This window comes from Thalassobacter sp. (assembly GCF_982993085.1).
In genome coordinates this window covers 18,567-29,370 of sequence record NZ_CEZFMW010000034.1, presented here as the reverse complement: position 1 = coordinate 29,370, position 10,804 = coordinate 18,567, and the positions used below count along the sequence as shown (strand labels likewise).

General features: G+C 52.0%; 12 protein-coding genes. 8 read left to right on the top strand and 4 right to left on the bottom strand.

The window, feature by feature from the left end:
* Together AC4GMC_RS07475 and AC4GMC_RS07470 are read left to right on the top strand one after the other, a co-directional pair.
* Positions 1–248 (top strand): hypothetical protein (locus tag AC4GMC_RS07475; RefSeq protein ID WP_487876581.1); only part of this gene is annotated, 248 nt, incomplete at its 5' end.
* Positions 245–517, top strand: a complete 273-nt coding sequence (locus tag AC4GMC_RS07470) for a hypothetical protein (protein ID WP_487876582.1) — start codon at positions 245–247, stop codon at positions 515–517. The genes AC4GMC_RS07475 and AC4GMC_RS07470, both read left to right, overlap by 4 nt.
* Positions 518–919: 402 nt before the next feature.
* Here AC4GMC_RS07470 and AC4GMC_RS07465 read toward each other — a convergent pair whose 3' ends face one another.
* Complete coding sequence (locus AC4GMC_RS07465) at positions 920–1,234, bottom strand: hypothetical protein (protein WP_487876583.1); 315 nt, start codon at positions 1,232–1,234, stop codon at positions 920–922.
* Between the two features lie 311 nt (positions 1,235–1,545).
* Here AC4GMC_RS07465 and AC4GMC_RS07460 point away from each other — a divergent pair, with 311 nt between their 5' ends.
* The 3 genes from AC4GMC_RS07460 to AC4GMC_RS07450 all read left to right on the top strand — a co-directional run bounded on the left by AC4GMC_RS07460 (position 1,546) and on the right by AC4GMC_RS07450 (position 4,152).
* On the top strand, positions 1,546–2,109 hold the full coding sequence (locus tag AC4GMC_RS07460; RefSeq protein WP_487876584.1) for a recombinase family protein: 564 nt from the start codon (positions 1,546–1,548) through the stop codon (positions 2,107–2,109).
* 74 nt (positions 2,110–2,183) lie between these two features.
* On the top strand, positions 2,184–2,582 hold the full coding sequence (locus AC4GMC_RS07455; protein ID WP_487876585.1) for a hypothetical protein: 399 nt from the start codon (positions 2,184–2,186) through the stop codon (positions 2,580–2,582).
* Positions 2,583–2,733: 151 nt separating this feature from the next.
* Positions 2,734–4,152 carry a hypothetical protein gene (locus tag AC4GMC_RS07450; RefSeq protein ID WP_487876586.1) on the top strand — a complete coding sequence of 473 codons (1,419 nt, stop codon included), beginning with the start codon at positions 2,734–2,736 and terminating at the stop codon, positions 4,150–4,152.
* Between the two features lie 391 nt (positions 4,153–4,543).
* Here AC4GMC_RS07450 and AC4GMC_RS07445 read toward each other — a convergent pair whose 3' ends face one another.
* Positions 4,544–6,028 (bottom strand): tyrosine-type recombinase/integrase, encoded by a 1,485-nt coding sequence (locus AC4GMC_RS07445; protein WP_487876587.1) that lies wholly within the window; start codon positions 6,026–6,028, stop codon positions 4,544–4,546.
* A 204-nt stretch (positions 6,029–6,232) separates the two neighbouring features.
* Here AC4GMC_RS07445 and AC4GMC_RS07440 point away from each other — a divergent pair, with 204 nt between their 5' ends.
* Complete coding sequence (locus tag AC4GMC_RS07440) at positions 6,233–6,727, top strand: CIA30 family protein (RefSeq protein ID WP_487876588.1); 495 nt, start codon at positions 6,233–6,235, stop codon at positions 6,725–6,727.
* A gap of 9 nt (positions 6,728–6,736) precedes the next feature.
* Positions 6,737–6,946, top strand: a complete 210-nt coding sequence (locus tag AC4GMC_RS07435; RefSeq protein WP_487876589.1) for a TIGR03643 family protein — start codon at positions 6,737–6,739, stop codon at positions 6,944–6,946.
* Between the two features lie 60 nt (positions 6,947–7,006).
* On the opposite strand, the gene AC4GMC_RS07430 is transcribed toward AC4GMC_RS07435, so the two are convergent.
* Both AC4GMC_RS07430 and AC4GMC_RS07425 read right to left on the bottom strand, forming a co-directional pair.
* Positions 7,007–8,248, bottom strand: coding sequence for an FAD-binding domain-containing protein (locus AC4GMC_RS07430; protein ID WP_487876590.1), 1,242 nt, complete (start codon positions 8,246–8,248; stop codon positions 7,007–7,009).
* Positions 8,249–8,892: 644 nt separating this feature from the next.
* The gene (locus AC4GMC_RS07425) at positions 8,893–10,218 is read right to left on the bottom strand and encodes a Y-family DNA polymerase (RefSeq protein ID WP_487876591.1); all 1,326 of its coding nucleotides are present in this window, start codon (positions 10,216–10,218) and stop codon (positions 8,893–8,895) included.
* Positions 10,219–10,365: 147 nt separating this feature from the next.
* Here AC4GMC_RS07425 and AC4GMC_RS07420 point away from each other — a divergent pair, with 147 nt between their 5' ends.
* Positions 10,366–10,755: a dihydroneopterin aldolase gene (locus tag AC4GMC_RS07420; RefSeq protein WP_487876592.1), complete on the top strand. Its 390-nt coding sequence runs from the start codon at positions 10,366–10,368 to the stop codon at positions 10,753–10,755.
* The last annotated feature ends 49 nt before the right edge of the window (positions 10,756–10,804 follow it).

The window sequence follows — 10,804 nt, the reverse complement described above, 5'->3', positions numbered from 1 at the left end:
ATCACTGCCCACGATCAGATGAAATCTGTGCCCACCATCCCGCGAAACACGCAAAGAGCATTGAGGCACTCGGTGATGCAGCCAAAGGGTATGACCGTGATGGTCTGCGTTCCGTGGCTCACCTAGGCGGGATAGGCGGCATGAAGCGCTTTGTGCAGTCTGGTGGTGCGTATAACCCTGCTGACGAGCTAGGCACGTCCCTCAGCGATTACTACACCAAGTTCAGCACGAAAGGTGGTGACACATGAGCAGCACACCTGAAAGCAGCACCGATTATCCAATGCTTTGGCTATCAGACTGCGGTAAAGCCCGTGTTATTCGCTGTAAGCACGACATTCAGTTCATCGTACAGGTGTGGCAGGCCCCCAAATGGCGGAGCCTGTCGTATCACACAGATTGGGGGTCCGTATCTATGCGCTGGTCAGAGCTAGATATACCCGCTGAACAGCCAAGCAGCTCGCTTTCCAAGCTGCCACAGGAAGAGCGAGACATCGTGAGCGCCATAATGGGGCTGTGAGGGTTAAGGGTCGACGTCCACAGGCGCAACTCAGCCCAGAATGACCCAACATACCTGAACTACCCTAGAGGCGTCTGTGGACGATCAACGTAAACTCTCCCCTGTAAAACTCAGGTGGGTGGATTTGGCTGAGCTTGTACTACGGATGGGGCGGCACTGGCCCAGGCCCGAGGGGCTAGAATCCAAAGCAGTGCCCTCACTTTCCGCATTCGTAACATCTCTGGGGCTGGACTTCGTGTCTGGCCATTTTCCTTTGCCTACATTCCGTGGGTGATTTGCGCCTCAGTTCTAGCTTGGCAGTTTCTCAAACCTGTTAAGGGGGCGGCTCTGTTTACAGGTATCCTATACCCCCCTTGGTCACTTACATGCAGCACTCCACCCCACCAATCATATCTGCTGTTGTTAATGCTCTTTCTTGAAGCCAGCCCAGACCCAAAGAAAACCCACAGTGAGGATAAATGAAACGATAACAGGGACGAAGATCACGTAAAGTTCAGTGATCAGAATATCACCTGCTCCAAGGTTTAATCTCGTTATCCCGCTTTGCAATGCTTTCAACTGTTCAATGGTCAAACTTGGATTAGAGACCGCTGTAGGGATGTTCCATCCCATGACCTTTTCAAGGGTTAAATCCACTCTCAAAACCGCAGCAGAGCCTGCTATCCAAGCAATGCTAATAACGACCCATAGTCTGATTAAGCCTGTTTTGATGTCCATGTAAACTCAAGTCCAACTACCCACATACGTCAGACCGCAAGTATACAGCAGGATCAGTAAGACATACAGCATCTGGTCACTCACAGCCCTATCATACTACTTAGTGTACAAGCCTCAAAGCTCTGCCTTCGCTTACAGCACCTGCAACACCTTGAAGGCCGGACTTGGTGTCTGACCTTTTTTCTTTGCCTGCATTCCGTCTCAATAGGCCCTGCCCTAGCGTGATAGTACAAAAGCGCACCAATAGGGTTACTTATCCAGCGTTTTGGTACCATTTTCCCCATAATCTAAGACTCTAAAGGGAAAATACTATGCTGATTGGATACGCTAGAACGTCTACACTTGAACAACTAGCTGGCCTAGAAGCCCAGCAGCGTGACCTCAAGGAGTACGGCTGTGAGAAGGTCTATACAGAACAGGTGTCATCTATAGCTGAGCGTGATCAGCTTGAGGCAGCACTGTGTGCGCTACGTACTGATGATAAACTTGTCGTAGCCAAGCTAGATCGACTTGCACGGTCTGTTCAGCACCTTGGTCAGATCATTGAGCGAGTTAATAGCTCTGGTGCAGCACTCGTGATCTTAGACATGGGTGGAACGGGGGTAGATACGTCTAGCTCAACAGGGAAGTTGATCTTGAACGTCATGTCTTCTGTAGCTCAGTTCGAGAGAGAGATGATGCTTGAGAGGCAGCGAGAGGGCATCGCCAAGGCTAAGGCTGAGGGGAAGTACAAGGGACGTAAGCCTACTGCACGTGCAAAGACTGATATGGTTAAGCTTGCATTGGGGAAGGGTTTAAGTAAGTCTCAGATTTGTAGAGACTTGGAGATAAGCAAGACAAGCCTTTATAGGATTATTGCTGATATGAAGCGATAATCCCAGGAACGCTATTGACAGATAGATGAAAGACATATGCTTTATTTCTAATAATAATCTACGGAGATATCTAGATGCGAAAGACTGTTGCCACAGGAATTGCCTGTTTCGGCTTATTGGCAGGGTGTGCGACCCCTGATCTTGGAATGAAGCTAGAAAAAGACGGCAAGGAAACCATCCTGCTAGGCTCTGTTGTTGATGCGATGAATGCAAAGAAAGCCAACTTCTCAGCAACTGACGGCAGTCTGACGTGCGATGGCCTATCCACAAGTGGCAATACAAAAACTCTGTGGACCAAGTATAAAATGACTATGGTATTTAAGGTAGCCTGCTCAAACGGGACCACTGGAACAGTTGCATTCCAAGGTACACATGATGGTGTCGACAACTACATCGGTGCAGGTACTGGGTCTTTGAGTGATGGAACAAAAGTCAAAGTTGTAGTTGGTGATGCGGTACTGATGGCACTCTGACTGTTTTATTTGACCCTAATCTGAATTGGGCTGATGCAGGTCAAAACTCTGCACATGCTATGCGCATGAAAAATCCCTATTCATAAGTATTTGAAGTATTTGGCGTTAATGGTCCAGCAGCTTAGCCAAAGAGGGCTGAATTAACCTGTACATGTCCATCACATTCAAGCCGATCTACCAGCCATACAACGATGTAGCCCAAACCATAGTCGGTGATCTTGCTGCTGAACTGAGCCTGACCTTAAAGGGCAAAACAGGGGATAAGCACGAAGCCGTACTGGCATCATTCTTGGCGAGCGTTCAAATCGCTGGTGTTGGCGGTGATCTGAACTGGGCTGGCGGTTCTACAAGTCAGGATACAAATGGCTTTGCACTCTACCCCGCAGCGGGTGCTACGACTATCAAAGCGGTACGGCAGGCACTTCTAGATGCAGGGTACCTCACGCTCTTCGATGAACTACCGTCTGGCCTTAAACAGATGTCTAACGCTGAGGCGCAGGAGGTGCTGGGCATACAGCAACGAGGCAGGAAGCGAGACATCGGGCAGTATCGCATCAATGCCACACGGCTCCTTCGGGACGCACGCTTGCAGAGTGCAGCCTTCATTGACGCCCAGCGCCCCTATGTGTTGGTGAATAAGCATGAAGACCCCGATATTAGACGCAAGCGCAAGCAAGACAGTGAGACAACACCCCGCCTGCCCCACAAAGAAGTCTACAAAAGTGAGCTTGGCCGTGATGTCTCAGTAGCCCAGCGCACGGTGAAAGAGATGAACGCCTTCTGGGCCAAACACCCCCTGACACAACCCGCCACCAAGACACAGCCAGCAAAGCACTACGCATCGGCTACACGTATCTTTCATAACGGTGACATGAAGAGCGGGGGGCGCTGGTACGGTGGCTGGACTTCCATCCCGAACAAAGAAAAGCAACGCCTCGACCTGCTTATTGATGATGAGGCTGTGTGTGAAATCGACTTGAATGCCAGCCAGCCTTCCCTGTTTAGCGCCCTAGTCGGGATCAAGATGAACACAGGTGATACGTGGCTAGATGCCTATGCGGCTGTGGTAGAGCGTTTAACTATTGAGGGTGATGCAAAGCTACTACGGGATAAGGTCAAACAGGTCATTGTTGAGATGATTGGTACAGGCAATGCTAACAGATTGGGTCCAGCAAAGAGTGAATACAACCTGTTTGATGACACCGAAGAGGGGTTGGCAGAGTACAACTTGATATGCAGGGCATCACTTGCTGTCATACCTGCGCTCCACAGACTAGATGGGGACTATATGAATGCTCTGGGCTTCTTATCCTACCATGAGGCGAACATCCTCACAGAGACGCTCTTGAGCCTAAAGAAACAGGGTGTAGCGGCATACGGGGTTCATGACTGCATCATAGTAAAACAGTCAGACATGGATACTGCCGTAAGGGGCTATCGTAGCACTATTAGAGACTACACTTTGAGGGTACAGAAGCAGCTAAATGCCCCAAGGATTGTAACAGAAGCAGCAGTAAAGATGGAGCGTAAGGACTTGGATGATGTCAGGCTTAAAGGACGTTACACATGAGTTCGTCGGGCTTGGTGGCCCTCCTCTCCATAAGTGAGGCTCACTGTAGTACATTATAGTCATAATCTATATTAATACTTAAAATCAATAGCTTATTAATAATCTCATCCAGCTATATCACCACCTCACCCCCAGAAGGCCACCCTTTGACTACCAAACTGAATGCCATCCCACACAAAAAGATCAGCATCACATGCGCCAAGTGCAAACACACCGTTGTGCATGAAGTGGCCAACTTACTGCTGGTCGTTGATGGTGAAGCGACAACCCACGAAATACGCAGCAGAGCCACATGCCCGAAGTGTCTGACAAAGGGGGAAAATACTTACAGGGTGGTGTGACTTCAACAGAATACCTTGCGTTTACGTCAATGTGCATCCCCGCCACTTCGCTAGGACACATCTTTGATTGCTGGGAGTGCAATCCTTGGAACCTCGTTGATGCGATCTCGTAGACCTGAAAGTGATGCCTTCTTGATATACGTCTTAGCCGCTTCTGTTCGCCCTACCGTTCCAGCACTGTGTCCGACCACATGGGCTACTTCCAACTCACTATAACCTGCTTCAAACAATCTGGTGCTCATCCCGTGCCGAAAACTATGATGGCTGAGCTTCCCCTCCTTTTCCAAGATACCGTGCTTCTTCAAAAGGTACGTGTCGCTGAAACGATTAAAGGCCTTGTTGAACTCAGACTTCGTAGGCGACCGCCAGTCAAACCTTGCGCCAATACTCGGCAAGCTCTTTCCCTCTTTTAGCCACTCTAGAAGATGAGAGTGAAGCGGAACATTCCGATTTGAACTGGCCGTCTTGGCCCCTTCTATACGAAAATAGGGAATGCCATCTGCTTCTTCCAATGTGCACTCATACAATTCACTGCTGCGCATTCCTGTGTAATAGCTAACCCCAACATTGATCAGAATGTCTTTGCGCTTCTTTAGGACCGCCTCTTGAGCCAGTGTCTCTGCGTGTTCGGGAGTATAACTGGCCTTAGTTACAGCAACCTTGAAGCCCTTAAGACTCACACCCGAAAAGGGGCTGATCTTATCTGATACCAACCGCCCCTCCTCTACTGCCACTGCATAGATTTGCTTTAGCTTGCCGATCTCAGCAGAGAACGTATTCTTGGGAATGTACGCATCACGGGCATATCTCACGTACTTCTTTACGTGATTGGGCGTAATTTCCCTAAGCGGCAGATCATCCTTCCCCAGCCACGTCAAGAACTTCCTGCTCGCCGTTGTTATCTTTGCCGTGTCTTTCTTTGACCTATGGTCAGCCTTATACTCACTAACGAGAAGTGCAGCAGCAGATAGCAGAGTGGTCTCATATGGATGCGGCGCAGGAAAGCGCTTCTGATCCTCTTTGCTTTCGACTCTATCGTAGGCTTTCATACGAGCACTATGCTGAGCGCTAAGTTCACTCTCAGATGGTTGATCTGATCCAGAGCCTCCGAACTCCATCACCTCCATAAAGATTTCTTGTTCTATGTCTCTTGGTAGTACAGGAGCATCGGGATGCGCAGGGTCCATTTGCGGAACGACTTGGTGTTCACTAAGCGACGAAACCTCGTCTAGAGCCTGATAGTAAGCGCCCTCCTCACTGAGTACGGTATTTGCTTTGGGCGGCAATGGCTCAAGAGATTTACTTTCGTCGCTCCAAATCAGCCCCATTTCAGCCAGTCGTTCATGAAGACGTGCCAATGCATCATACAGGCTGGCTGTGCGCAGGCTCTCCTTGACGTTCTTTCGGCTTGGGTATTGTGCACTGTATCGCCGAAACCACGGCAAATGCCCCATCCAGGGCCTGATGTGGAACTGCAGATAATATTGATTACCACCATTCTTGCTAAGGCAAGTTTGCTCAAGAGTTTTGCTCATATACTACTTGTACCCAGATTGTACCCAGTTTATAAAGTTACAAGTATCTGTATTAATAAAATAATAATAGTAATAAAAGCAATGACGGAAACTCCCTCAGTCTCCGCCATTTTCCCTCTCTAAGAACTCCTATCAACGAGCATGCTGTCAGAATAAGAGCAGTGGAGCGCTTTGCATCAGGCGAACGTGAGCTACCTAAGCCGCATGTTTAAAAACTTCGAAACACAGCAGCTTAGCCCCGCGTGGGAGTACGTCGCCGATACCGTCATGGGCGGTATATCAACCGGTGGCCTTGAGGTTGACGATTATCGAGGACACAAGGCGACCGTGCTGTGTGGGGAAGTCTCACTGGCGAACAATGGTGGGTTTGTCCAGATCGCCGCTGACTTGAACCCGGACGGAACCATCTACGATGCAAGCGCTTGGGACGGTTTCGCCCTGAAGGTTTGCGGCAACGATGCATCTTATGACTTCCGCCTGCGCACAGATGCTTTGCGCCGCCCGTGGCAATCCTTTCGAACAGAGTTCATCGCCCCTAGCACGTGGCAAACGGTTTACCTGCCGTTTGCTGACATGATCCCTCACAAAACCGATGCGCAGTTTGACCCTGCCCGACTTCGACGCATCGGCATACTTGCGATTGGCCGCGCAATGCGGGCCGAAATCGCGATCGCCGCCGTCCACCTATACCGCAGCTAGGCTAACAGAATGATTGATCCCCTTCCCGACGCTCACCGTAGTGAAATCATCGAAATGGCGCTCTCGGATCATGTGAGCTTTGCCGATATTGAGCGAGAGTATGGACTGGCCGAAAAGCAGGTCAAAGCGCTCATGCGCGACACCCTCAAACCCGGCAGCTACCGCGCATGGCGCAAACGGGTTCGCGACTTTGGCGATAGGCGTGCGACGTACAAATAGTCATCGACTTTGGCCAACACGCGCAGATTCTCATTGGCAAATGGTGACGATGTGGCCTGCCTAAAGAGCGAACCCGAGGGAAGTCAAAATCTTGGGCACGTTCTTTTTCATGGCGAAAAAGCCCTTGGTTGCATGGGGCCAAGCCACGGTATCAAAGTCACGACGGGCGAGTATAACCCGGATACCCGCAGCATCTAAATCCGCCTGCGCGTTGCTAAGCGCCGTGGCAACAGGTCCGACGGTCGCGTACCCCGTGACGACTGTCTTGATGTTTTGGGCGGCACACGCATCAATGATACCAACGGCCCATGCATTGTGCCTTAGGATGGGGGTCCCCCCGCAGGCGTCGCGCATCGCTTTGGTCGCAAAATGATACGCGACCTCTCCGATAGGGAGCGGCGATCTACCCTCAGTTGCCAGCGCCCCAATAGTCGCAAGTGGCGCATGCGGCAGCGCGTCGGCGATTTGCATATCATCCTCTGTGACCAACAGCAGAAAATCTGCGGGAATATCGCTCACTTGAGTGACCTCGGGCAATGGTTTACGCAGATGATCTGCCGGATCATCAATGGGCTCTACGTTTGTCACCAGTTGGTGCAGCGGGCAGAATCGCCCATCAGTGAACTTTGAGATGTTTGAGACCCGCGCGATATATGGGCGAACCTTGGTTTGAATTCCGGCCACCCAGCGCCAAGCCAGTGTGTTTGAGGCCGGATCACCATCCATCAAATGACGCAAAAAGAAATCCGCGACCAATTCCCACGGTAGCTTCAGGGTGAAAATCCAGATCGACGCAAACCACATACGCGCGTGGTTGTGCAGATACCCGGTGTTCACCAATTCATCCGCCCAATGATCGAAACACTCAATCCCAGTTTCGCCAGCGCAAGCTGAGGTATACTGCCCAGCCAGACGGCGGTCTTTCTCGACGCTTTTGAGCTGCCGACGCAGGCCCGACTGATAGGCTGGCCACACGGTTGGTTGTTGTTCTAACCAACCCTTAAAATAGGTTCTCCAAAAGATCTCATGCACAAAGCTCTCTGCCTTTTCGAAGCCATGAGCGTTTAGAGCAGTATTCAAAACCTCCTGCTCAGTGATCAAGCGATGTCGGATCCATGGCGAAAGGGCGGATACATTAGCCCGATGCGCAGCGCCAAGGTCATAGTTACGACACCGGCCATACACATCCCCTGCCCGATCGGCAAAATCAGCCAACCGCGCCAACCCAGCGGCGCGTGTTGGCGAGAAATCAACGATCTCAGTCTGAGCCGCAAAATCAGCGATGAGGTCTTTGGTTTTCATGACGTGATGCTCGGGGAAGACATGCGACGACCTGCACACAGATCGACTGATGCCAAATGTTGAGCCAAGCCTGCGCCTTGTAGCGGCGCCTGCGCGATTGTGGATATGGGCATTCGACCACAGACAAGGGGATCACTTTGTTTCATGCGCCTTGAGGTAGGCGCAAACAGCCAAGCGTCGAGACCTGCGACCTGCGACCTGCGACAATCAAGCGATTGCCGATAGCCGAGGCACGCTACCTCTCAACGTAACAATAGGGGTAACAATGACAGACATCAGACCAAGAACTGCGGACCTCGTGTCACGCTACAGTCTACTAACCAAAGAAACGATGCCGAATATGGCGTCGTCCAGCCATAAACACTGGCCTGTACGCAACGATCACTGTTTTCAGCGTATCGTATTGGACACCGTTTGTGGCGGTGTTTGGTACGACCACTTGCCCCGCCCGGCGTACAGACACCTAACACAAGAGCAGGCCATGCAAGCCGTTGCCCTGTGTGACGATATCATCGCGGGAAAAGCCGACTTGATCGCATTGAATACCCAATCCTTGGTTTGGCGCGGCAAGCTACGGCCTGCTTAAACCCACGGCTCAGTCCCCACGCTGCGAACAAGATGAATTACCTGCCGAACTTCGCACCCTAAAACGTGCAAAAAAGCGTATCCCCGTCTTCGCCGGTGGCTTCCTCAAAATCTGCGGCCTCCGGGATGCGGCCAAAGGCAATTTTGCCGCCCACATATCCCCCTGGCACCGTGTCATGCGCCCCAAGCGACAGCGCCTTTCCACCAAAACGCGCTCGCACCTGATCCATTGTGTCACTGATCGCTTCCCACCGGGCACGATCGCCTGCGTCACTTGACATCATATCAAACAAATCGCCGGTTATATCCGCATCACCGTCCAACCCGTGCAAAACGACCGAAACAGAATGCGGTGTGAAGGTCAGATGCCTCCGCGCCTCTGCCAGCCCCTTTGCCAAAGTTCTGACAAAACTGCGATCGTCGCGTGATGGCTGGAACTGGCCCTCCCAATTCCATCGAAGCGCCTCAGCGCTTTTACTGCGGGTCGAACGCAGGCGCTGGCTGCGCATGGATAGTGATAGCTTTGACGCCCGCAGATCAGCGCGGCGCAAACGGCGTGCGGCCCCCGCCAGCAATTGACGCGCGCAATCCTCAACCTTGTCCGGCGTGCGCCAGTCACGTGGCAACACACGGCTATGCCCAAACATCCGCTTGCGGGTGGCCGCGCGGGGCGCGTGGGTGCCATGCAGCTCATGCCAGAACCGCTCTCCCTCTACGTTGCCCCAAATGGCGCGGGCCTGTTTCGGTGCGAGGGCCCACAAACCGTCAAAGTCATGCACACCAGCGGCAGCCAACCGCCCGATCATCCCATCCCCAAGGCCCGGCAGTTTACTGAGCCTCAGATCCGCAAGTCGTTCGGGCAACATCGTTGGATCCAACACAAGCGTGCCATTGGGCTTATGTCTCTCGGCCGCAATTTTCGCCAACAACTCCGTTGGAGCCATGCCGATTGAGCATGTCAGAACGGGGCTGAATTCATGGGATAATGCCGCTTTGATCCGTTTGGCCAAAACCAAACACTGCCGCCCTTCGCTGGGCAACAGCGCGCAAACGACCTCATCTATGGATCTGACGTGTTGGATGGGCACGACCGTTTCGATCACTTCCAAAATCCGTTTGTGCAAGCGCACGTAGACATCGGGCCGGGCCACCACAAAGGTGATGTCTGGTAGCACCGCGCGTGCCTCACGCGCAGGCATATTGGTCTTTAAGCCGAGCGCCTTAGCCTCACGACTGACGGCGATACACCCAGTATGCGCGGAATCGAGCGCCACCACACCAATGGGTTTGCCCCGCAGGTCTGGGTTAAAGTGCTGCTCTGCAGAGGCGAAGAAGCTGTCAAAATCTAAGTATAGCCGCTCCGGAAGGTGGGAATGATCAGACATGCTCACCCTCCTTTCAGGGGTTTGTTCGACGGTGCCGTCAGAAAGTAGAATTGGATGCGTCCAAGAACAGGCCCGCAGGTTGCCAGCCACCTGATTGCCGCTATCTGCAGATCACCGCAAGAGCGGCAGTGTGGAGCACAACCTGATATGACAGCAACCAGCACAATCGAGCTGAGGGATATGATCCTGCCGACAGAGATTGGGACCTATGGTCCCGATGAACCCGTGCCCGATCATCACTTATTGGATCTGACACTATCGGTTGCATCGACACTCGTTTTGATCCCCCATGATGGGATGGACCATGTTTTTGACTATGATCCATTGACTGCCACCATTCAAACCCTCGCCAAGACTGGGCACCGCGAAACCCAAGAATGGCTGATCAGTCAGATCGCACAGCTATGCGCCACATTTAACGATATTCAGGGTGTGGACATTTACCTGCGTAAATTTCCGGTCCATCAAGCCAGCGGCACCTTGGGCGTTCGCCTGACCCTAGAACAAGACGATTTGGCAAACCTGCGAAACCAATAATAACCGCAAAAGTCTTTTTCCAAATCCCCCGCTGAAAGCCTATCGTTTC